General features: G+C 53.0%; 15 protein-coding genes. 13 read left to right on the top strand and 2 right to left on the bottom strand.

Annotation, left to right across the window (positions count from 1 at the left end; genetic code table 11):
- Positions 1-202 precede the first annotated feature (202 nt).
- The 5 genes from carB (at position 203) to H9Q13_RS15665 (ending at position 7,650) form a co-directional block, all read left to right on the top strand.
- Positions 203-3,016: a carbamoyl-phosphate synthase large subunit gene (gene carB, locus H9Q13_RS15685; protein ID WP_191184752.1), complete on the top strand. Its 2,814-nt coding sequence runs from the start codon at positions 203-205 to the stop codon at positions 3,014-3,016.
- Positions 3,017-3,241: 225 nt separating this feature from the next.
- Complete coding sequence (locus tag H9Q13_RS15680; protein WP_191184751.1) at positions 3,242-3,514, top strand: DUF4834 family protein; 273 nt, start codon at positions 3,242-3,244, stop codon at positions 3,512-3,514.
- 42 nt (positions 3,515-3,556) lie between these two features.
- Entirely contained in the window at positions 3,557-5,992 is a 2,436-nt protein-coding gene (locus H9Q13_RS15675) for a YfhO family protein (protein WP_191184750.1), read from the top strand.
- A gap of 57 nt (positions 5,993-6,049) precedes the next feature.
- Positions 6,050-6,949 (top strand): 1-aminocyclopropane-1-carboxylate deaminase/D-cysteine desulfhydrase, encoded by a 900-nt coding sequence (locus H9Q13_RS15670; RefSeq protein WP_191184749.1) that lies wholly within the window; start codon positions 6,050-6,052, stop codon positions 6,947-6,949.
- 71 nt (positions 6,950-7,020) lie between these two features.
- Complete coding sequence (locus tag H9Q13_RS15665) at positions 7,021-7,650, top strand: DUF4230 domain-containing protein (RefSeq protein WP_191184748.1); 630 nt, start codon at positions 7,021-7,023, stop codon at positions 7,648-7,650.
- Positions 7,651-7,748: 98 nt separating this feature from the next.
- Here the strand turns inward: H9Q13_RS15665 and H9Q13_RS15660 are convergent, their stop codons facing one another.
- Entirely contained in the window at positions 7,749-8,231 is a 483-nt protein-coding gene (locus H9Q13_RS15660; protein WP_191184747.1) for a regulatory protein RecX, read from the bottom strand.
- 148 nt (positions 8,232-8,379) lie between these two features.
- Here H9Q13_RS15660 and H9Q13_RS15655 point away from each other — a divergent pair, with 148 nt between their 5' ends.
- The 3 genes from H9Q13_RS15655 (at position 8,380) to H9Q13_RS15645 (ending at position 12,442) form a co-directional block, all read left to right on the top strand.
- A complete protein-coding gene (locus tag H9Q13_RS15655) occupies positions 8,380-9,258 on the top strand; it encodes a DMT family transporter (protein ID WP_191184746.1) in 879 nt (292 codons plus the stop codon).
- 122 nt (positions 9,259-9,380) lie between these two features.
- Entirely contained in the window at positions 9,381-11,966 is a 2,586-nt protein-coding gene (locus H9Q13_RS15650) for a DUF5686 and carboxypeptidase regulatory-like domain-containing protein (RefSeq protein WP_191184745.1), read from the top strand.
- Positions 11,967-12,076: 110 nt separating this feature from the next.
- Positions 12,077-12,442, top strand: coding sequence for a hypothetical protein (locus H9Q13_RS15645; RefSeq protein WP_191184744.1), 366 nt, complete (start codon positions 12,077-12,079; stop codon positions 12,440-12,442).
- Between the two features lie 76 nt (positions 12,443-12,518).
- Here the strand turns inward: H9Q13_RS15645 and H9Q13_RS15640 are convergent, their stop codons facing one another.
- Positions 12,519-13,469, bottom strand: coding sequence for an EamA family transporter (locus H9Q13_RS15640; protein ID WP_191184743.1), 951 nt, complete (start codon positions 13,467-13,469; stop codon positions 12,519-12,521).
- 239 nt (positions 13,470-13,708) lie between these two features.
- On the opposite strand from H9Q13_RS15640, the gene H9Q13_RS15635 reads away from it, so the two are divergent.
- From H9Q13_RS15635 to H9Q13_RS15615, 5 genes are all read left to right on the top strand, one after another.
- Complete coding sequence (locus H9Q13_RS15635; RefSeq protein WP_191184742.1) at positions 13,709-16,159, top strand: bifunctional UDP-N-acetylmuramoyl-tripeptide:D-alanyl-D-alanine ligase/alanine racemase; 2,451 nt, start codon at positions 13,709-13,711, stop codon at positions 16,157-16,159.
- A 603-nt stretch (positions 16,160-16,762) separates the two neighbouring features.
- Positions 16,763-17,014, top strand: coding sequence for a FeoA family protein (locus H9Q13_RS15630; protein ID WP_317173910.1), 252 nt, complete (start codon positions 16,763-16,765; stop codon positions 17,012-17,014).
- Positions 17,015-17,021: 7 nt separating this feature from the next.
- A complete protein-coding gene (feoB, locus tag H9Q13_RS15625) occupies positions 17,022-19,175 on the top strand; it encodes a ferrous iron transport protein B (RefSeq protein ID WP_191184741.1) in 2,154 nt (717 codons plus the stop codon).
- Between the two features lie 566 nt (positions 19,176-19,741).
- On the top strand, positions 19,742-22,966 hold the full coding sequence (locus H9Q13_RS15620; protein WP_191184740.1) for a SusC/RagA family TonB-linked outer membrane protein: 3,225 nt from the start codon (positions 19,742-19,744) through the stop codon (positions 22,964-22,966).
- Between the two features lie 10 nt (positions 22,967-22,976).
- Positions 22,977-24,443 carry a SusD/RagB family nutrient-binding outer membrane lipoprotein gene (locus H9Q13_RS15615; protein WP_191184739.1) on the top strand — a complete coding sequence of 489 codons (1,467 nt, stop codon included), beginning with the start codon at positions 22,977-22,979 and terminating at the stop codon, positions 24,441-24,443.
- Positions 24,444-24,519: the final 76 nt, after the last annotated feature.

The raw sequence follows: 24,519 nt of genomic DNA, 5'->3' as shown, positions 1-24,519 counted from the left end.
GATGATTTGTTTTAAGTTATACCCTGTTTACGTGCTACGTCCGCAAGGTTTGGGTATAGCCTGTGTTACATACACTTGTTATAATGTCTGTCAATACCTGTTTCAGCCTATGCCTGAAGTTAAAATCGCAATGCCATCATTTTTATGTTGCCAAGCCCAACAATTTACGGTAACTTTGGGCAATTTATACCTACCAAAGCACATGCCTAGAGACACCAGTATTAAATCCGTTCTGATTATTGGTTCTGGCCCCATCGTTATCGGCCAGGCCTGCGAGTTTGATTATGCAGGCTCCCAAGCCTCCCGCTCCCTCCGTGAAGAAGGGATTGAGGTGACGCTTATCAATTCAAACCCCGCCACTATCATGACAGATAGCGTAACGGCGGACAATGTGTACCTCAAACCGCTAGAGAAGAAGTACATCATTGAGATTCTGGAGAAGCACAAGATCGACGCTGTGTTGCCAACCATGGGTGGGCAGACGGCCCTGAACCTGGCCATCGAGTGCGATAAGGCCGGTATCTGGGAGAAATACGGCGTTCGTATCATCGGGGTGGACATCAACGCGATTGAGACTACCGAGGACCGTGAGAAGTTCCGCCTCAAGATGCTCGAGCTCGGGGTAAATGTTTGCAAGGGAGAAACAGCTACCTCATTCCTGGAAGGAAAAGAGATAGCGCAGGAAATTGGTTTTCCACTCGTGATTCGCCCTTCGTTTACCCTTGGTGGTACGGGGGGCGGTTTTGTTAATACCCCTGCCGAATTCGACGCGGCCCTGACCCGCGGCCTGCACGCCTCGCCAACACACGAGGTGCTGGTGGAGCAAAGCATCATGGGCTGGAAAGAGTACGAACTCGAACTGCTCCGCGATAACCTGGGCAACGTGATCATCATCTGTTCCATCGAGAACTTCGACCCGATGGGCGTGCACACCGGCGACTCTATAACGGTAGCTCCTGCCATGACCTTACCGGACACGGTATACCAGCAAATGCGCGACCTGGCCATCAAGATGATGAACGGCATCGGGCAGTTTGCAGGTGGTTGTAACGTGCAGTTTTCCGTGAGCCCGGATGACGACACTATCATCGCCATCGAGATTAACCCACGCGTTTCGCGCTCTTCGGCGCTGGCGTCTAAAGCCACTGGTTACCCTATCGCCAAGATTGCCGCCAAGCTGGCCATCGGCTATAACCTGGACGAGCTGAAGAACGCCATTACCAAAACTACATCGGCCTACTTTGAGCCGGCGCTGGACTACGTGATCGTGAAGATACCGCGCTGGAATTTTGATAAATTTAAAGGCGCTAACCGCACACTGGGTCTGCAGATGAAATCTGTGGGCGAAGTGATGGGCATTGGCCGCACTTTCCAGGAGGCGTTGCAGAAAGCCTGCCAGAGCCTCGAGATCAAGCGCAACGGACTGGGCGCCGACGGCAAAGAGATGACCAATTACGATGACCTCGTCTACAACCTGAAGAACCCAAGCTGGAACCGCCTGTTCTGCATCAAGGATGCCATGCGCATCGGTATACCTACCAGCACCATCCAGAATCTCACCAAAATTGACCCTTGGTTCCTAAACCAGATCGAGGAGATCGATATGCTGGAGAAGGAAATGGAAAAGTATACCTTGGCCACACTGCCAGCCGAACTGCTGCGCGAGGCAAAGGTGAAAGGCTTCGCTGACCGCCAGATTGCGCACATCCTGCGCTGCCTGGAGAGCGAAGTGCACGCCGTGCGTACCGAACTGGGAATACTGCGCGGCTACAAAATGGTGGATACCTGCGCCGCCGAGTTTGAAGCCAAGACACCGTACTTCTACAGTACTTTTGATGGCGAGAACGAGAGTCATGTGAGCGATAAGAAGAAGATCGTGGTGCTGGGTTCCGGCCCGAACCGTATCGGTCAAGGCATCGAGTTCGACTACAGCTGCGTGCACGGCGTATTGGCGGCCAAGGAGTGCGGCTACGAAACCATCATGATCAACTGTAACCCGGAAACGGTTTCTACGGACTTCGACATTTCGGACAAGCTCTACTTCGAGCCGGTATTCTGGGAGCATATATATGATATCATTCTGCACGAAAAACCGGAAGGTGTGATCGTGCAGCTAGGTGGACAGACGGCTCTGAAACTGGCCGAGAAACTGGACCGCTATGGTATCAAGATAATTGGCACAAGCTACAAAGCGCTCGACCTGGCCGAGGACCGTGGCTCGTTCTCTTCGCTGCTACGTGATCTGGACATTCCATACCCACCGTTCGGTGTGATCGAATCGGCTGAGGAGGCGTTGGAACTGTGCAAAGAGCTGAAATTCCCGCTGTTGGTGCGTCCAAGCTATGTGTTGGGTGGTCAGAGCATGAAGATCGTGATCAACGAGAAGGAGCTTGAGGCCCACGTGATCGACTTGCTGAAAGACCATCCGGGCAACAAGGTGCTGCTCGACCACTTCCTGGACCATGCCATTGAGGCAGAGGCCGACGCGATCAGCGATGGCGAGGATGTGCATATCTGTGGTATCATGGAGCACATCGAACCAGCTGGTATCCACTCCGGCGACTCGTACGCCGTGCTGCCTACGTTTGACCTGAGCGAGAACGTGATCCGCCAGATCGAGGACTACACCAAGCGGATTGCCCTTGCCCTGAATACGGTGGGTATCATCAACATACAGTTCGCCGTGAAGAACGAGATCGTGTATGTGATTGAGGCCAACCCTCGTGCATCGCGCACAATACCTTTTATTGCCAAGGCTTATCGCGAACCATACATTAACTATGCGACCAAGTTGATGCTGGGCGAGAAGAAGATAAAAGACTTTACCTTCAACCCGCACAAAGAAGGCTATGCCATCAAGGTTCCTGTATTTTCGCACAACAAGTTCCCGGAAGTGAACAAGGAGCTGGGGCCGGAAATGAAGTCTACCGGTGAGGCGATCTACTTCATTGATAACCTGCAGGATGACTACTTCGTGAAGGTATATTCCGAACGAAACCTATACCTGAGCGTATAAACGTTTAATTGTGTAATTTAGGAAAGCCTTCCCCGTAACGGGGAAGGCTTTTTGCTTTACCCGTGTCCCGATGGTTTTCAGGAGGCGGCACAAATCCGTATCTTTGCACCGTACCCCGACTAAATGACAGGTGGCAACTTTTTGGCAAAGGCTTTGTATCTAAAAGGGTACTATTATTGTTATATGATAGCTGGCTTTCAAGCAGCTATACCTTAACCGAGCATCATGATCAAGTTTATATTCGTTACCCTTCTTGTCATCTTTTTTATCAGGCTGGTGGCCCCTTTCCTGTTTCGCTGGTTGCTGGCTTTCTTTGTGAAGAAAAGCCTGCGCAACGGCACTTTCTTCCACTCCAACATGAACCGCCCGCAGACGGAGCCACGTCCGAATGGCCACAGCAGGCAGCAGGGCGGCGTGAAAATCGACTATGTGCCGGAGCAGCCCGACCGCAAGGATTTCAACGGGGGGCAGTACGTGGATTATGAAGAAATAAAATAAAACCGCTATCTTTCAACCTCTATTCCGAGGTTTTTGAAAGATATGACTGCTTCTATTGACTTTAAGCGCGACGTGCTCCCGCACCTGATCGCAATCCTGATTTTTCTTGCACTTACCGCCGTGTATTTCGCCCCTGTCCTGTTTGAGGGCAAGGCGATGGCCCAGCACGACATCCTGCAGTTTAAGGGGGGCGCCAAAGAGATACAGGACTACCGGGAGGCTACCGGCGAAGAGACGCTCTGGACAAACTCCATGTTCGGCGGCATGCCCTCTTACCTGATCAACACCCGTTATCCCGGCGATTTCTCAGGCTATATCCATACCCTGCTGACGTTTAACCTGCCGGCCATGGCGGGTAACATTTTTATTACGCTGCTCTGCGCCTACATTTTGCTGGTGACACTGCGGCTCAATACCTGGCTCTCGGTTGTGGGAGCCATTGCATTTGCCTTTACATCTTACAACTTCATCATCTTGGAGGCGGGCCACAACACCAAGTCCCTCACGATTGCTTACATCCCGCTGGTGCTGGCCGGTATGTTCTATGCCCTGCGCCGGAATGTCTGGATCGGGGCGGCTATTTTTGCCCTGGGACTTACCCTGAACCTGCACTTCAACCACCTGCAGATGACCTACTACATGCTGCTGATGGTGCTGATATGGGTTGTCGTGGAAGTGATTTATGCCCTGAAGCAAGGTCGTATAGCGGATTTGGTGAAACGTGGTCTGGTACTAGGTATAGCAGCCATACTGGCAGTGGGCGTGAACTTTGGCAGGCTCTATACCGTGGCCGAGTACAGCCAGCACAGTATCCGGGGCAAGTCTGAGCTCAGCGTGGCCAACAGCGGCGACAAGACCTCCAGCGGCCTCGACCGCGATTATGCCTTCAGCTGGAGCTATGGCGTAGGCGAAACCATCACCCTGCTTATACCTGACTTTTACGGAGGCAGCAGCAACACCCCACTCGACAAAGACTCTGACAGTTACAATGCCTTCCTGAAAATGGGTATGCCGCCTGTGCAGGCCGAGCAGATCGTGGAGCAGGGCCTGCCGACCTACTGGGGGCCACAACCGATGACGAGCGGGCCAGTGTATGTTGGCGCTATCATTTGCTTCCTGTTTGTGCTGGGACTTTTCATCGTGAACAAACCTACCCGCATCTGGTTGGCGGCAGCTACTTTGCTGTCTATCTTGTTGGCTTGGGGCAATCATTTTGAGGCTTTCAACTACTTTATGTTCGATTATTTCCCGGGTTACAACAAGTTCAGGGCGGTGTCGTCGGCCTTGGTTATTGCCCAGATCACCATTCCCTTGCTGGGGATGTTGGCACTTTACAGACTTATCCGTGACCGGGTTACGATCAAAGACCTTGACAAAAAACTGTTGATCGCGGGCGGCATCACAGCAGGTATTTCCCTGTTGGTGTGGCTGTTTGCAGGTTCGGCCAGTTTCGCGGGAACTGTGGATCAGCAGCTTCAGCAATCGGGTTTTCCGATAGATGCCATCCGTGCCGATCGTGAAAGTATGATGCGCTCCGACGCGCTACGTTCTTTTGTCTTTATCGCCTTGTCAGTGGGGCTGCTTTACTTCTATCTCAAAGGCAAACTGTCTTCTACAGTGGCGATTGCAGGTATAGGACTGTTGGTGCTGGTGGATTTGTGGGGCGTGAACAAACGCTATCTCAACGACGGCGATTTCGAGAAACGTGTGGTAGAGAACCATTTTCAGCCGACGCCGGCCGACCAGATGATTCTGCAGGACAAAGACCCGAACTACCGGGTGCTATACCTGCCAAACCCATTTAACGATGCCCGCACGTCTTATTTCCATAAGTCGGTGGGTGGTTACCACGGTGCCAAACTGCGCCGCTATCAGGATGTGATTGACCGCCACATTGTGCAAAACAACCTGGAGGTGCTGCGCATGCTCAACACCCGCTACGTGATCACGGGCGATCAGCAGCAGCCAGTACAGCGTGTGCCGGGCGCACTGGGCAATGCCTGGTTTGTGGAGGAGGTCAAAACGGTGAATACCCCGGATGAGGAGATCGAGGCGCTGACAGATTTTGAAGCGAACAAAACAGCTGTAGTGGATGTGTCCAAGTTCAAGGTGCCGGCCCAGAACTTTAACACCGAGGGCTCTACCATTGAGCTGACTGAGTACCAGCCGAACGAGCTGAAATATGCGGTTAAAGCAACCCAGTCGGGTTTGGTAGTGTTCTCGGAGGTATACTACGCCGATGGCTGGCAAGCGTACCTGAACGGTCAGCCAGTGGAGCACATCCGGGCCAACTACATCCTGCGGGCCATGCCGGTGCCAGCGGGTAAGCACACGATTGAGTTCCGGTTTGAGCCGAAGTCCTATACCATCGGAAACACCGTGTCGTTGGTATCATCCATTCTACTCTTGTTAGTGCTGGGAGGAGCCATCTTTTACAGCATTCGGAAGAAGCCGGAGCCAGAAAAAGTGAACGTATAATCTTACAAAAGGCTGAGGCCCCGGTTCTGTAGCCGGGGCCTTTGTTTTACCGCTATTATGGAAGCACCACTGCAGCAGTTGCACAATCCCCTTTGGGAGAACCAAGGTATAGCGCTTTGGGTGAAGCGGGAAGATTTGCTGCACCCTGCCATCTCCGGCAATAAGTGGCGCAAACTCAAATATAACCTCGAGGAGGCCAGGCGGCAGCAAAAGAGCACCCTCCTGACTTTCGGTGGCGCTTATTCTAACCACATAGCTGCAGTGGCCGCGGCTGGGCAGGAGTTTGGCTTCCGGACTACCGGCATTATTCGGGGAGAGAAACATCTGCCGCTCAATCCCACGCTTTCATTTGCCGCCTCAGTAGGTATGGCACTACATTACATCTCCCGCGAAGCCTACCGCCAGAAGTCCGACTTGCTATACCTGACGCAACTGGCTGAGCAGTTCGGCAATCCTTACCTTATACCGGAAGGCGGTACCAACAGCCTGGCCGTGAAGGGCTGCACCGAAATTGTGGCAGACATCCCGATTGACTACGACTATATCTGCTGCGCCTGCGGCACGGGCGGCACGATAGCGGGTATCATCGCCGGACTGGAAGGCAATAAGCAGGTATTGGGTTTCCCTGCCTTGAAAGGCGGCGAATTCCTAAAGGAGGAGATTACGCAACTGATCGACAGGTATAACGGACAGCACTACGACAACTGGCAGCTCATCACCGACTACCACTTCGGGGGCTACGCTAAAGTAAAACCGGAACTCCTGGAGTTCATGCGTGAATTTCAGCAGCAGCACAACATGCCTCTTGAGCCCATTTATACAGGTAAAATGTTCTATGGCCTGATCGACATGATCCAAAAAGGCTATTTTCCGCAAGGCAGTCGCCTCGTTGCTATTCATACCGGCGGCTTGCAAGGCAATGCGGGTTTCAGAGAACGGTTGGGAGTTGAGGTATAGGTATATATTGAACTTTCGCACCAAAATTGCTGTGTAGACAATAATAGATACAAACCCCTATATTTGACCCGATGCCACTCATCCGATTTTTATTCCGCTTGCTGCCCCTCCTCCTACTGCTATTGGTTGGCTGGTACGTCTGGCGGCAGGTGAAAGACACCTTCGGCCCTGACGAGAAACAACCGGAAGTTATCGTGAACCACAATACCATCCTGACCACGGTCGAAGAACTGGGACGGATGGAATTGGTGCGCTATAATTTTAAGGATGTGGTGGAGTATGAAAAGAACGTGTCCCGCTGGGTGCCCAACTCAAAGGTGGTGCTGGTCGTGACGGGCGAGGCGGTTGGCTGCGTGGACTTTGCCAAGCTGACTGCCCAGGATATCCGGTTTTATGGAGATTCGCTGGTGGAAATCAGTCTGCCGGAGCCCGAGGTTTGCTATTACAAAATAGACCACAGCAAGTCTAAAGTCTTCTCAAAGGAAAACACCTACTTCCAGGATGCGGAGCTGGTGCAGGAAAGCTACCGTTATGCCGAGGACAATGTGAAGGAAGCGGCTATCAACTCAGGGATACTGCGCCAGACAACCGTGAACGCCGAGAAAGTGCTGAAGCCCATGCTGGAAGAGATAACTGGCCGCAAAGTGGTGCTGGTGCCGCAGCGCCGCATCCAGAACCCGGAAATGCCAAAGAGACGTTGATCGTTATTCGTTGATCGTTTTTTCCACTTGTAGGGACAGGTCGCGACCTATCCCTACGAAACCAACCTGAACTCATAACTCCCAAACTTTCTAACTTCTCAACTTTCTAACTTTTTCACCGCTTCCTGCACCAAATCGCTTTCGTAGCCTTTGCTCATGAGGAAATAGGTGAGTTTTTGGCGGCGGGCGAAGGGGTTCTTTTCTTTTTCGGTAGCGTTCTTTTTCTCAAGGAGCTGCAGCAGGTTCTGTTCGTATACCTCAAAGTCAATCTCCTTCATGCCTTGTTTGATGCAGTAGTCCGAGATACCTTTCGCTTTGAGGCCCTGTGTGATCTTGCGCCGGCCCCATTTCTTTAGTCCGTACTTGCCGCGCACGTAGGCTTGTGCGTAGCGTTCCTCGTCCAGCATTTTCTCCTGCCCAAGGCGCACAATGATCTCTTCTACATCGTCGGGTTCCAGGCCGTAGGTATAGAGCTTGGTGCGCACTTCCTGCTGGGTGCGTTCCTGGTAGGCACAGTAGGCCGCTGCCTTAATCAAGGCTTCTTTCGGGGTATAGGTTTTCTGTTTCTTATGTCGTTCCAAATCGTTCGTGTTGCTCCTGTTTAAAACAAGTTCGGGCTTGCAAGAGTTGCGGTATTTTCAACAATCAGCAATTTAATAATCCGGCAGTTAAACACACAACTAAACCTAATTACCTGCACCTTTGTACTTCCAAAGATAAAATCGGGATATGTTTTCAAAAGGAGTCAGGTACATGTTGCTGTCCACGCTGTTTTTCTCGCTCATGAATGTGTGCGTGAAAATGCTGCCGCATATACCTGCCATTGAGGTGATTCTGTTTCGCTCGGTGGTGTCGCTGGTGATGAGCTTTGTGGTGCTGCGGAGCAAGCGGGTAAGCGTGTGGGGCAGCAATTATGGCTTATTGATCGCCCGGGGAGCGGCAGGGGCCATGGCACTCATGCTCTTCTTTAACACACTGCAGAATATACCCTTGGCCACGGCTGCTACACTACAGTACCTGTCGCCCATTTTCACGACGATTATGGGCATTTTTATCGTGAAGGAGAAAGTAAAACCCTGGCAATGGGTCTTTTTTGCGATCTCGTTTGGCGGTATTCTGGTGATAGAGGGCATGGATGCCACGGCAGATTCCTTTTATGTCTGGATGGGTGTGGCGAGTGCCGTGTTCTCGGGCTTCGCCTACAATTTTATCCGGCGGCTTAACACACGCGAGCATCCGCTGGTGATTGTGTTTTATTTTCCGCTGGTGGCACTTCCGATTTCAGGTATTTACTCCATCTTCAACTGGGTGCAGCCGGACGGTTGGGACTGGGGCATTCTGCTGCTGGTGGGTGTGCTCACGCAGCTGGGGCAGTATTACATGACCATGTCGTACCAGGCCGAGGAAATCTCGAAAGTGGCCAACCTCAATTACATCGGAATCATCTATGCGTTGTCGCTGGGCTTTATTTTATTCGACGAGCATTTTGAGCTGGCAACCTACGTAGGAATGGCCCTGGTGCTGGTGGGCGTTATCCTGAATGTGCGCTATAAAAATCGCCTCTCACAGCGTGAAATCGAAGCCCACCAAACCAAACTTCCCCGGTAGTGGCGGCCCGGCAGGTATAGCCTGTTTCCTTAAAATCGAAAAAAGAGAAATAAGATAGATGGGTTTTATCGTTAGTTCTTAAATTGTAAATCTCATCAGGACAGACCCTAACTCTTCAGCGCATGCGCTTTGCTAATCTACTCATCCTGCTATACCTGATCCCCGCCATAGCCGCAGCCGGTGTATTGCGCGGGCGCATTACCGACGAAAACAATCAGGGACTGCCTTTTGCCAGCATCTATATCAAAGAAACCGCCAGTGGGACCGCCTCCAACGATCAGGGGCATTACCAGCTGCAACTGCCAGCCGGTACCTATACCTTGGAATTCAAGTATGTGGGCTACAGGGCCAGAATCGAAACCGTTATGATCGGGGAGGCGGTGCAGGAACTGAACGTGCAGCTGGTGCCGGAGGTGCTCAACCTGAAAGAGGTCGTGGTAAAAGCCTCGGACGAAGACCCGGCTTACGGCATTATGCGCAATGCCATCCGGCTGCGCAAATACCACCGCGACGAGGTAAACGCCTGGAGCGCCCGGGTATACATGAAAAGCGTGGCCCGCATGGACAAAGTGCCCGGCAAAGTGCTCGGTGTGCGGGTGGTGGACGTGGACACGGGCATTGTGTACCTGTCGGAGTCGGTGTCGGATCTGCACTTCAAGAAGCCCAACAAGATCAGTGAGCGCATGATTTCCTCTAAGGTGAGCGGCAAGAAGCAGAGTTTCAGTTTCAACCAGGCCTCCGAGATGAACATCAGCTTTTATGACAACCTGCTCAAGGTAGAAGGGCTGAGTGAGCGGGGTTTCGTATCGCCGCTGGCCAACAATGCGCTGTTTTTTTATCGCTTCGAGTACTTGGGTACTTTCCAGGAGAATGGCCGCACCATCAACAAAATCAAGGTCATTCCCCGGCGGACGAACGATCCTGTGTTCAAAGGGAATATCTACATTGTGGATGGGAGCTGGCGCATCCACAGCACAGACCTCACACTCACCAAAAGCGCCGGTATAGATTTCGTGGATTTTATCAGGGTGAGGCAGGTATACGCCCCGGTGCAGGACGAGGTATGGATGCCGGTTTCGCAGCGGTTCACATTTGAGGCATCAGGACTTGGCTTTAAGGGTGGAGGCTACGCTACGGGCGTGTACTCCAGGTATAAGGTACAGCCGGCCTACAGCCGTCCGCCAGCCATCGTAGAGCCCGAGCCCGAGTTGGTTGCCACTGATGCCAGGGCAGAGGTGAAGCCCGCCAGACGGCAGCGTGTGCGGGTGGTGAAGCCAAAAGAAGCCACACCGGCGGAGCAGCCGGCCATTCACGACGAGAAACTTTTCAGCCGCGAGGTGCTGGTGGTGGAGAAGGAAGCCAACACCCGCGACTCAGCCTACTGGGCCGAGATCAGGCCGGTGCCGCTTACGAAAGAAGAGCAGGTTGACTACCAGCGCAAGGACAGCCTGGAGGTGATCCGGGAATCGAAGGTGTACAAAGACTCCGTAGACCGCATCCGGAACAAACCGACTTTCGGGAATTTCTTTATGCGGGGCTATACCTATTCCAACACTTATGAGCGAAGGTCCTATAACTTCGATCCGCTGCTGAGTTTGAGGGGAGGGCCCAGCCTGCTGCAGTACAACACAGTAGAAGGCGTGGTGGCCAACGTAGGCATACAGTTCCGGCAGGATTTCGAAGACCGCCGGCGCTACGAGATAGAGCCTACCATACGCTACGGCTTTGCCAACGAGAAGCTGAACGCCAAACTGCGCCTGAGCTATACCTACAATCCGATCAAACGGAGTACAGCTACGGTAGAGGGCGGCCGCTTTGTAGACCAGATCAACTCTACCGAGCCGATCGCGCCTTTCGCCAATACGATCTATACCCTTTTCATGGAGCGCAATTACCTCAAGCTCTACCAGCGCGACTATGCCCGGGTCACGTACCGGTCGGAGCTGCTGAACGGCGTGGCCATACTCACCTCACTGGATTACGCGCACCGCATGCCCCTGCAGAACGCCACGGACTATGCCTTCCGGGAAAGCGACAGCGGCGGGTTTACCTCCAACGTACCCGCGAATGCCGAGCTGGTCGATGCCTCCTTTGAACCGCACCAAGCCCTGACGGCTGCTTTCACGGTAAGCTTCCGGCCAGGCATGAACTACATCTCCCGGCCCGACCGCAAAATTAACATCGGCTCCCGCTGGCCGACTTTCTCGCTGGGTTACCGGGGAGGTATAAAAGCGCTGGGCGGCGATGTGAAGTATACCACCATGGCGTTCCGCATTTCAGACGATTTCAGCCTGGGTCTGTTGGGTAGTAGCGAATACAGTTTCACGGGTGGCACCTTCTGGGGCAAGGAAGGCATGCGTCTGATGGACTACCGCCATTTCAACGGTAACCGCACCGTATTTGCGGGTGTGTACACCGGCTTCCAACTGCTCGATTACTACCGCTACAGCACCAATAACCGTTACCTCGAAGGGCATTATGAGCACCATTTCAACGGGTTCCTGTTCAATAAAATACCGCTCTTCCGCCGCCTCAAATGGCAGGAGGTAGTGAGTTTGCACTACCTGAACACCCAGGAGTCGGATAACTATGCGGAGCTTGGCTTAGGTATAGAGCATATTTTCAAAGTGCTGCGCGTCGATTTTGTGACCTCGTTTCAGGAGCGGCAGAAAGTGCGTTCCGGAATACGGATCGGACTAGGGTTTTAATATTTGGCTTGGGATTAATAGGCCTCTAATGCGGTGGAGGGCTGTTCTACAACCTAACATCCGTGATGGACGTTAGAAAGCAGGGATGTCAAATCATTTTAAACACGACCATGCAAAACCTGAAACATATACTAAAAACCGGTCTTGCCGCTGCCTTTGTGGCAACAATAGCAGTAAGCTGCGGTGAGAGACCTAAATCGAACCCAACAGACGATACCAGTACATCAGAGGCCATAACCGAGAGGAGCAAATCCACACAGAACCTGAACAAGCCGCGCCCCGCACCAATAGGCCGCACCGCCGAGACAGGCGAGCAGGCCGACCGATTCGGGAATATTCCACCTAATGTGGACTCGGTGGCACGCGCAAAAGTAGAGCTAGACCGCCAGCGACAGCTGGAGGAAAATCCTAACCAACGCCCGAGACCCCGCACTCCGCAGGGGCGCCGTGTGGAGGGAGGACAGACTGGGCAGTAACCGCTAAAGACTGAAACGGAAAGAGGCCATACCTGTACGCATAGCAGGTATGGCCTCTCTCTGTTTAGCGGGTATGCTATTTTACGACGGCTGTTGTCCCCACCGGAGGAATCACCATGCCAGCACCCGTCTTTTTACGCCCTTTCAGGTTGATGTTGTAGATGATCACCGAGATAAAAATCAGCGCATACGCCACCACTTTTACGACAGTTGTCTCTTCGTTAAAATAAAGGAAAGCCACCACGAAGTTGAGAATCGGGTTGATGTACATCAGGATGCCGATTGTGCCCGACGTGAGCTCCTTGAGGGCATAGAGGTTCAGGAACAGCGGCAACACTGTGAACAGAGCGCTCAGTATACCTGTCATCAGAAAGAAGTGCGTGTCCAGTTCTACTGTAGCGCCTCCTTTCAACTGCCCGTAAAACGGGGCGATGAACAGGAGCGAGAGCAGAAGCTGCAACGTGAGCAGCACGATTTTGTCGTATACCTTAAGAATGCGCTGGGTAATCAGGTAAAAGGCATAGCTCAACGCGATTAGCAAACTGAACAGCAGGCTGGTCAGTTCGCCGGTGCCGATCAGCACGCAGCTCAGCGCACTCAGCCCGATGGCCACCCACTGGTTCGCCCGAAGCTCTTCCTTGAGCAGCGCAAAGCCCAGCACCGCCGTCAGGATCGGGCAGAGGAGGTAAGAAAACGAGCCGGTCTGGATGTTGATGTGGTTGATCACATAGATGAAAGCCAGCCAGTTGATGGTCAGCAGCGAACCGCCCAGGAAGGTATAGAGCAAAAATTTACGGATCTCTTTTGGCTTAGAAGCTCTGACCTCTGCCAGCGTCAGCAGCAGGTTCTTGCGCCTGAACAGCAGTGAGATGGTGAGTAAAAGACCCACCGACAGCGCCACCCGGAAAAACAGGATTTGCCCGCTCGGGTAATCGGCCAGCGCCTTGAGCGGGAAAGGTATAAAGCCCCAGATCACGAAGGCCGCTATACCTGCCGCATAGTATGGTTTGGTGTTTGTCGGTTCCATTTCAAAATAAAAGAGCGCAAAGGTATACTTTTCTGGACTAACAAGCCGCTATATTGTGGGTTTCAAAAGTTAAGGAGTTTGTAGGATTTCAGCAATCTTAGGCTCAGTTGGGCAGTGGTCATGGTTAACTGCCTCCCTAACTGCACTCGGTATGCCATCCCGATTTTGGGAGTCGGGTTATAGGCTTGGTTTATACCCGAAAGGAAATAGTATATTTGAAGCCTTTAATAACAACGAATATGCTCACGTTTCAGCAGCTTTTTCCTATTACAGGCAGCACCGAGGGGCGACTGGTTCAGGACAGGCCGGTTGTGCACCTGCTCACCGACAGCCGGAAGCTCTCGCAGCCGGCGGGCACGCTTTTTTTTGCGATCCGGGGCAAGCACAACGACGGACATCTGTACCTGGGGCAGCTTTACGGCTTGGGGGTGCGGCAGTTTGTGGTGGAAGAGGCTACCGGCCTGGCAGCGCTGTACCCGGAGGCCAACATCCTGCAGGTAAAAGACAGCTTGATCGCCTTGCAGGCAATAGCGGCCTGGCATCGGGCGCAGTTCCGGATACCGGTGCTGGGTATAACGGGCAGCAACGGCAAAACCATTGTAAAAGAGTGGCTGGCCCAGTTGCTGAGTCCCGATGAGATGGTCGTGAAAAGCCCCCGGAGCTATAACTCGCAGATCGGGGTGCCGCTCTCGGTGTGGCAACTCGACGAGCACCATATCTTTGGCATATTCGAGGCAGGTGTGTCGCAGCCGGGCGAGATGGCGAATCTTCAGAAAATCATTCAGCCGACCCTTGGTGTTTTTACCAACATCGGCAGTGCTCACGACCAGGGCTTTGCCAGCCACGAGCAAAAAACGGCGGAGAAGCTGCAGCTTTTCAGCCAGGTGGACTTGCTCTTCTATTGCCGGGACCATACCTTGATACACGAAGCGGCGCAGGCCAAAGGGATTCCAGCCTTCACCTGGTCCCGCAAGCAGGCAGCGGATGTTACCATCGTGTCCAGTACCGTATCCGGTCACAAAACCATCGTAGGCTATACCTTCCGGGGAGAACAGCACAGCCTGGCTATACCTTTCACCGACGAGGCCTCTGTAGAGAATACGCTTCACTGCCTGGCCGTGCTGCTGTACCGGGGCTTGCCGCTGACTGATATCCAGGATCGGATGGATCGCCTGCAACCGGTAGCCATGCGCCTCGAAATGAAAGAGGCCATCAACGGTTGTTACCTCATCGACGATACCTACAACAACGACCTCGCCGGACTTTCCATCGCACTCGATCTGTTGGCAAGTCAGCTAGGGCGGGGCCGGCGCACCCTCATTTTGTCAGACTTGCTCGAATCGGGTATGGCAGAAGAGAAGCTATATGCCAAAGTTGCCACCCTTACCCAGGCCCACGGTGTAGAGCGGCTGATCGGTATAGGGCCGACCATTCAGGCGCACGCCGCTAAGTTTGAGGGCGACTCCACATTCTTTGTCAGCACTGGCGATTTTCTGCAGCAGTTCAGTCCGGACCAGTTCCGCAACGAGCTGATCCTGCTGAAAGGAGCCCGTGTGTTCGGGTTTGAGAAGATCGTGCACGCTTTTCAGCAGAAGGTACACGGCACAGTGCTGGAAGTGAACCTGGATGCCTTGGTGCATAACCTGAACTACTACCGCTCCAAACTGGCTTCGGGCACTAAACTGATGGTGATGGTGAAAGCCTATGCCTATGGCAGCGGCAGCTTCGAAGTGGCCAACCTATTGCAATTCCACCGGGTGGACTACCTGGCCGTGGCCTATGTGGACGAGGGTGTGAGCCTGCGGGAGCACGGTATCACGCTGCCTGTTATGGTCATGAACCCATCGCCGGACAGTTTTGCCAAGCTACGGCAATACAACCTGGAGCCTGAGATTTATTCATTGGAGCAATTACATGATTTTCTGGCAACGGCCCAGGCAGGAGTTTCGCACAAGATCCACCTCAAACTCGACACGGGCATGCACCGGCTGGGTTTCACAGGCGAGGATTTTGAGGAGTTGTTTGCCTTGCTTCGTCAGCACCCACAGGTGCGGGTAGCAAGTGCCTTTAGCCACCTGGCCGGAGCCGATGAGGCCTTGCACGATGATTTTACGAACATGCAGCTGGCTACCTTCTCAAAACTGGCCGAAGAAGCAGAGGCCCGGCTCGGGTATACGTTCATCAAGCATATCCTCAACTCTGCCGGCATTGTGCGTTTCCCGGAACACCACCTGGACATGGTGCGATTAGGTATAGGTTTGTATGGGGTAGAGGCCACCGGTTCTCAACAGGAAGCCCTGCAGCCGGTGAGTACACTCAAAACCACCATCTCGCAGATCAAACGCATCCGGCAGGGCGAAACGGTTGGTTACAGCCGCAAAGGTATAGCCGACACCGATAAGACCATCGCCACCATCGCCATTGGCTACGCCGACGGTTACGATCGCCGCTTCAGCAACGGCGGAGGCGAGGTAATCATCAACGGCCGGCGTGCCCCCATCATCGGCAATGTGTGTATGGATATGTGTATGGTCGACGTGACCGGTATACCTGCCAAAGCTGGTGACGAAGTTGTTGTGTTCGGCCCTCAGCTGACGTTGGTAGAGCTGGCCCGGCGCATCGGCACCATTCCGTATGAGTTGCTTACGAATGTGAGCGCCCGTGTCAAGCGTATCTTCTTTTCGGAATAATTTTTATTGATATAGGAATTGGGGGTAAAAGCTGATGTTATAGCGCACCTGGCGTAGCGGAAGCAATTCCTAGAGCAACTTGTACTGTTTCATAGCTTGCCCTGGCCGGGCGGGCTCCCGAAAGCTTTCGGGACAAAAAAATCAAGACGATTTTAAACTCGCTGAACGCTCTTATCTAGGGCCCCTACCCCCAACACAAAATCGTCGGTTATGCACCGGGCTTAGGCTATACCTGCGTAGTCAGCGTGCGAGTTACCCTTTCAATGCGTGACGGTGGTGCGTAACTGTGACTACAGGGCTTCCATCTATGAGTTGGTAGCAACAGATTCCCCGCCTTGGACAATGAAGGGCAAGGACGGTTTGACCCGGTCTTGCAAAACATCCTCACCACTGAGGCGATACCTATAGAACCCTGCCCTCGCCTAGGACTAGCAAATGAAACGGCGCTGAAGTCAGCCGTGCATTTCTCACATCTTCAAATCTCCAAATCCCCCTCATCTCCAAATCTCCAAATTTTCAAATCGACTTAATCTTTTGCTTAAGAGGGGAACAGCTTGTAACTTGCGGTTGTTTATAAGCAGTCTAAATAAAAGGAAGGTAGCGGTGCGTAACAGGACAGAAGAACCACAGGTACAGAAGAGTGTACGCGACATGAAAATCGGGGAGCGGGGAGAGATTTGCTGCCTCCGAGACCCTGAAATGGCCCTGAAGCTGCTCGAGATGGGGTGCATACCCGGTACGGAGATCAAACTGAACAGCAAAGCACCGCTCGGAGATCCTATCACTATCATCGTGAATGATTATACGCTCTCCCTCCGTTTAGACGAAGCCGAAACCATTCTGCTGAAGAGATAATTATCACATGGCTGTAACCATACAGGCGGAAGCGCCAGAGGCCAAGCAAGCACCTGTCCATCAGCCAGTGGCCAGAATTGCTTTGATTGGCAATCCCAACTCGGGCAAAACGTCCCTTTTTAACCAACTAACCGGCCTTAACCAGAAAGTCGGCAACTTTCCGGGTGTTACCGTCGACAAGAAGACGGGCATCAGCCAGCTTACCCCTAGCCTCAAGGCGCAGATCATCGACCTGCCTGGTACCTATAGCTTATACCCCAAGTCGCTGGACGAGCGCGTGATCATCGATCTGCTCTACGATCCGGACTCCAAGCATTACCCCGACCTTGTGATCGTAACGGCCGACGCGTCTAACCTAAAGCGCAATCTGTTGCTGTTCACACAGCTGGCCGATCTGCGTATACCTGCCGTGCTCGCCCTCAACATGATGGACGTGGCCGAAACCGAAGGGGTGAAGATCGATATCGAAGCGCTGCAGCGTGAACTGGGCGTGCCGGTTATCCCGATGAATGCCCGTAAAGGCGTAGGTATAGCAGCCCTCAAAATCGTGACATCGCAACAGCTGGCCCCAGCTAAGGCGGCTTTCTTTGATATACCGGAAGAGCTTGAAGTTGTTGTAAGCCAGATCAGGGAGCGCTTTGGCCTCCGCAACGATTACCTGGCACTGCACTATGCGCACCAATACAAGAGCCTGCGATTTATTGCTGAAGAAGACAAGGTATGGCTGGAAGAGTTGCTGCATTCGATTGACTTCAAGTCGAACACTGTGCAGGCCAACGAGACCATTGCCCGCTACCTCCGCATAAACGAACTGCTGCTCGATGTGGTACGTGTCGAGAAGGTGAAAGAGGAGGAAAAATTCAGTAACCGACTCGACCAGATCCTGACACACAAAGTATTCGGTTACCTGATCTTTCTGGCGCTGTTGTTCCTGGTGTTTCAGGCAGTGTTTGCCTGGGCCAGCTACCCCATGGACCTGATCGACGAAGGTATAGCCAACCTAAATACCCTGATCCAGGCAAATTTCAGCGGTCCGCTCATCAACCTGCTGACCGAAGGCGTGATCGCCGGTTTGGGTGGCGTGCTGATCTTTATACCGCAGATCGCGCTTCTCTTTGCCTTTATCGCCATACTCGAAGAGACCGGCTATATGGCCCGCGTGACGTTCATGATGGACAAGATCATGCGCAAGTTCGGGCTTAACGGCAAAAGCGTGGTGCCCTTGATCTCTGGCGTGGCCTGTGCTGTGCCGGCGGTTATGTCGGCCCGTACCATCGAGAACTGGAAAGACCGGATGATCACCATCTTCGTGACGCCGCTCATGAGCTGCTCGGCCCGCATACCTGTCTATACTGTACTGATTGCGCTGGTGGTGCCGGAGGTATACTACTTTGGTTTCCTGAATTTGCAGGGCATTGTGCTGATGGGGCTATACCTGCTCGGGTTCCTGTCGGCCATTTTCTCGGCGCTGCTGCTCAAGGTGCTGCTCAAGGCCCGGGAGCGCAGCTACTTCATCATGGAGTTTCCTGTATACAAAATGCCCCGTTGGAAAAACGTAGGCCTGACTATCTTCGAGAAATCGAAGACCTTTGTGCTGGAGGCCGGCAAGATCATCGTGGCGGTTTCTATCATACTTTGGGTGCTGGCCTCGTACGGTCCCGGCGATAGCTTTGAGAGGGCCGAGGAGCGTGCCAACACAGAGGCGGCAGCAAAAGGCTACACTGAGGAGCAAACCGAAAACCTTGTTGCGGCTGCGCAACTGGAGTCATCCTATGCGGGTAAGTTCGGCCATGCCATCGAGCCAGCCATTCGTCCACTGGGTTATGATTGGAAAATAGGTATAGCCTTGCTTACCTCTTTTGCTGCCCGCGAGGTGTTTGTGGGCACTATGTCTACCATTTATAGCATAGGCGAGGAAGAGAACGTGAGCACAATCAAAAATAAGCTGATGTCGGAGAAAGACGCCGACGGCAAACCGTTTTTCACGCCGGCGCGTGCTTTCTCGCTGCTGATTTTCTATGCCTTTGCTATGCAATGCGTAAGTACGCTGGCCGTAGTGCGACGCGAAACCAAAAGCTGGATGTGGCCGCTGGCGCAACTGCTTTACATGAGCGGACTGGCGTATGTGGCCGCCTTTATCACCTATCAGCTAATGAAATAGTGTGGCTGGCGTTTCCGCCTGAAACATATCTGCATCAAAAGCGCCTGCCTTCCGATTCTGGAGGCAGGCGCTTTCGTTTTCACTGGACTCTCCGCTTATTATCGGCCTGTCAGATTATCTCCTAAAGCAAAGCAGGTAATGCAAACCACGTAATCTACTGTGTCGCTACTGCTTGATTCACTTCCCAGATTAATTCCATTTCTGAGCTTGGGTTGTAAATATTTTTATATAATGTTTTAAAAATGACAATACGACATTAAAGTTAAATTAAAAAAGTTATAACATATACCTTGAAACTCAGGTATATAACAGCTAATACAGCAACAAATGCAGTTGCCCGGAAGGGGGTATTACTGTGTACTTTAAATTGAGTTTGCTGCGACTTCTATAGCTCACCCGACGGTTGCCGCTCTGGCGCCGGTGCAAATGGATTATCCTGAACGGCTGCTTTTCAGCACCGGTAACATCATTGGCCTTTCTCTGAACAGTCGTCTACCTGACGCTGATGCATCAGTTTTACTATTGTAAGCTAGTTCTACTTCGATTCTTTTCAAATCCAGAAAGCTATGAGAAAAATTTTAACGCTACTCTTTTTGCTGGTCTTCGCGCTGCAGTTGCAGGTGCTGGCACAGGGAAGGACCATCACCGGAAGGGTAATGGACGCTTCCACCAATCAGCCCTTGCCTGGAGTGTCAGTCCTGGTGAAGGGGACAAGCGTGGGTACCGCAACCGGCACAGACGGCAATTACTCTATCACCGTACCCGAGGGCAGCAATACACTGCAATTCCGTTTTATAGGCTACCAAACCACTGAGCGGCCTATAGGCAATGCCACCACCATCAACGTTGACCTGCCCGTGTCCACAAGAGAGCTCGGCGAGGTAGTGGTTACAGCACTAGGTATAGAGCGCAGCAGAAACGAGCTGGCCTACTCGGCCCAGCAGGTGAGCGGCGACCAGATTACCCGCACGCGAAGCGCCGACTTCGTGAACACCCTCTCTGGCAAGGTAGCCGGTCTGGATATCCGGACCAACAACACCATGGGCGGGTCTACCAACGTGGTCATACGGGGCTACTCGTCCATTACAGGTAATAACCAGGCACTGTTCGTGATCGACGGTGTGCCGGTGAGCAATGCCAACAACAACACCGCAAACCAGCAAACGGGTCGGGTGGGTACTGACTTTGGAAATGCCGCAGCCGACCTGAACCCAGACAACATTGAGTCGGTGAACGTGTTGAAGGGGGCAGCAGCCACTGCGCTGTATGGTTCACGGGCAGCAAACGGCGTGATCATGATCACTACAAAGAAGGGTATGAAGAATGCCTTGAATGTGACCATCAACAGTGGCGTAACCTGGAGCCGGATCGATAAGAGCACCTTTATCAGATACCAGAAAGAGTATGGCGGCGGCTATGACCAGAGCTTTCGTGACCCTGCCGATCTGGGAAGCGGCGTAGCGCCGGTCGTAAGGTTTCAGGATGACGCCTCTTATGGCCCTCGGTTCAATCCAAGCCTACAGGTATACCATTGGGACGCGATCGACCCGCTCCATCCGAACTTTGGCAGAACAAAACCCTGGGTAGCCGCCGACAACGACCCAAGCACCTTCTACGAAACAGGTGTCAATTCCAACCAAAGCATCGTGGTGAGCGGGGGCGGCGACAAAACCACGATCAACCTGGGCTATACCCGCAACGACATCCAGGGAAACCTGCCCAACAGCACCATTGACAAAAACCTGTTGAACTTCAACGGATCGTATGAGGCAACCGATAAGTTAACGGTCAGCGCCTCTGGTAACTATTCCAGAATAGAGGGTGTGGGCAGGTATGGTACCGGTTACAACGGCCGAAATCCGAACCAGGCCTTCCGGCAGTGGTGGCAAACCAACGTGGATATCAGGGAACAGGAAGAGGCGTATTTCAGAAACCGCCAGAACATCACTTGGAACTGGAACAGTTTGAACACGGGGCCCATCTACACAGACAACCCCTACTGGACAAGATTCGAGAACTTCTCGAACGATAGCCGGGACAACTTCTTTGGCTATGCGATGGCAAACTACAAGTTCACAGACTGGTTCAGCCTGATGGGGCGGGCTGCCTTCAACACCACTACTGACTTCCAGGAAGAACGGGTAGCCATAGGGAGTGCAGACGTGGCCGAGTATACCCGGTTCAACAGGGATTTCAACGAATCGAACTACGACCTGATCCTGAACTTCAACAAGGACCTCAACGAGGACATCAGCTTCACTGGTCTGCTGGGCTCCAACCTTCGCCGGGAGCGCATGAGCTCTATCAGAGCGTCCACCAACGGCGGGCTGGTAGTACCTGGGTTATATTCGCTGTCAAACTCATTAAGTCCGGTGGAGCCCCCCGAGGAGGAGTTCTGGCGCAGAGGTGTGGATGGTATATTTGCCAATGCCAACTTTGGGTACAGAGAAATGCTGTTTTTGGAGCTTTCAGCTCGGCGAGACAAATCCACCACGTTACCCGAAAGCGACAACTCATATTTTTACCCAGCCATAGCGGCCAACTACGTCTTCACCGAAATGATGGATATGTCGTGGCTGTCGCTGGGTAAGGTGAGGGTGAACTACGCAGAGGTAGGTAACGATGCCCCGCCATTGAGTATTTTCGATATCTATACCAAGCCAACGGGTTTTGGCTCTGTTCCGCTCTTCTCGCTTCCTAACACCAGAAACAACAGCGAATTGAAGCCGGAAAGGCAAAAAAGCTTGGAGGCAGGCTTGGAAGCCGAGTTTTTCAACAGCCTGTTCGGGTTCGATTTCACTTGGTACAAGTCCAACACCGAAGATCAGATTATACCTGTCAACACTACTGCGGCAAGCGGTTACACAAGCCGGTTTGTAAATGCGGGGGAGGTAGAAAACAAAGGCTTCGAGGTGTCGGCTTTTGTGACGCCGTTGCAGACCGCGGATTGGACCTGGACCATGAACCTTAACTTCTCACGCAACCGAAACGAGGTGCTGAGCCTGTACGGTGAGGGTGAGAACGAGGTGCTGAACGTTTTGATCGCCTCCTTCCAGGGCGGTGTGTCGCTCAACGCCGCCGTTGGCGAGCCATACGGCGTGATCCGGGGCAACGACTTCGTGTACACGAACGGGCAGCGCACCGTCAACTCAGATGGTTACTACATGCTGTCCGACCGGGCCGATGTGATCATAGGCGACCCGAACCCGGATTGGCTCGGTGGCTTTAACAACTCCCTTACCTACAAAGGTATAACCCTGGCCTTCCTGATCGATGTACGCAAAGGCGGCGACATCTTCTCGCTGGACCAGTGGTATGGCGAGGCAACCGGTCTATACCCGGAAAGCGCCGGCCTGAATGCCCGAGGCAATCCATCGCGCCTGCCGGTATCGGAGGGTGGCGGTATTCTGCTCGAAGGGGTAAAGGAGGACGGCAGTCCGAACGACATCTATGCCGAGAACCAGGATGGAAACGGACAGACGCCCTTCGGATACGCTGCCAATTTCTATGAAGGGGCGCCCCGCGCCTGGTATGTATTCGACGGAAGCTTTGTGAAACTGAGGGAAGTGGCCTTGACTTACGCCTTGCCGCAGACGCTGCTGGAGAAAGTTGGCTTTATCAAAGGAGCTGATATACAACTAATCGGGCGTAACCTCTGGATCATCCATAAGAACATGAAATACTCAGATCCGGAAGAGGGCCTGAGTTCGGGCAACGCTGCCCGGGGCTACCAAAGCGGGGCTTACCCGGCGATGAGAAATTTCGGGTTCAATGTTAGGTTAAACTTTTAAAGCGCAGAAGATGAAAAAGATTCTTATATACCTGATGACGCTGGTGCTGGTGGCATCATGCGTGGATGACCTGGATGACTACAACGTGGACCAGAAGCGGGCGACGAATGTGCCGCCCGCCACGCTGTTTACCAATGCGGTGAAAAACCTGGCGGATGTCTTGACGACACCCAATGTTAACGTCAACAATTACCGGTTTTATGTGCAGTACTGGGCATCTACCCAATACCTGGATGAGCCCAGGTATAACATGACCTCGCGCCTGATTCCGCAGAACATCTGGCAAACCCTCTACCGGGACGTGCTCAACGACCTCAAAGAGTCCAGAAGGCTGGTGGTGGCAGATCAGGTTACCCCTCAGGCTGAGAAGAACAACCAACTGGCCCAGATCGAGATGATGGAGGTATACGCCTGGTCTGTGCTGGTAAATACGTTTGGAGATGTTCCCTATACCCAGGCGCTCGACCCGACCAACTCGCTGCCAGCCTACGACGATGCCCGTACCGTTTACAACAGCATTCTGGACAGTCTGGATATGGCCCTCGGTTTGATCACTACCACAGACGCAAGCGGTGCCTCTGTTGCAGGATTTGAAGACGGTGACGTGTTTTATGGCGGAGACATGGAGCAATGGCGGAAGTTCGGGCATTCCTTGAAGCTGAAACTTGGGATGGTACTCGCAGATGTGGATCCGGCGCAGGCCCGGACACTGGTGGAGGAAGCGGTCGGCGGCGATTTGAATAACGTCTTTACCAGTAACAATGACAATGCAGCCTTCCCATACCTGGGCGCTCCGCCAAACAACAACCCGATTTCCTCCAACGTGAAAGGCCCGCTTACCTCCAGAGAGGACTTTGTAGCCGCCAATACGCTGGTAGATGTGATGAATAACCTGAACGACCCCAGAAGGCCGGAGTATTTTTCAGATGTCAACGGTCAGTTTGTGGGGGGCAGGTATGGCTTTACCAATGTCTATTCTAACTTCTCGACGGTGAGCGACAAAATCGCGGACCCAACTTTCGAGGCGCTCCTGCTGGACTACTCAGAAGTCAGGTTTCTGCTGGCCGAGGCGGTAGAAAGGGGTTTTAGTGTGCCAGGCACAGCGCAGGAGCACTACAACGCAGCCATTACCGCCTCCATCACCTACTGGGGCAGAACCCAGGCGGAAGCAGCGGCCTACCTGGCGCAGCCGGGCGTGAACTACAGCACTGCGCCAGGCGACTGGCGCCAAAAGATCGGCACGCAGAAATGGATTGCCCTCTACAACCGCGGTTTCGATGCCTGGCTGGAGTGGAGAAGACTGGACGCCCCTAATCTACAGCCACCCATGGGCGAGGGGGTAGGTTCACTGACTATACCGACCCGTTTGATTTATCCTATCAATGAGCAAACCCTGAACGGATCTAACCGTGCAGCAGCGGCATCTGCTATCGGGGGCGACCTGCGGGAGACCAAGCTGTTCTGGGACGTGCTGTAAAAACCGTAGCTTGTGATTTGAAATAGCTTAGTAGTAGTTCATTTGCAAAAAATGCCCTTGTTGTCAAGGGCATTTT

The organism is Pontibacter aquaedesilientis (assembly GCF_014773225.1).
GTDB lineage: Bacteria > Bacteroidota > Bacteroidia > Cytophagales > Hymenobacteraceae > Pontibacter > Pontibacter aquaedesilientis.
This window is presented reverse-complemented; position numbering and strand designations above follow the sequence as displayed.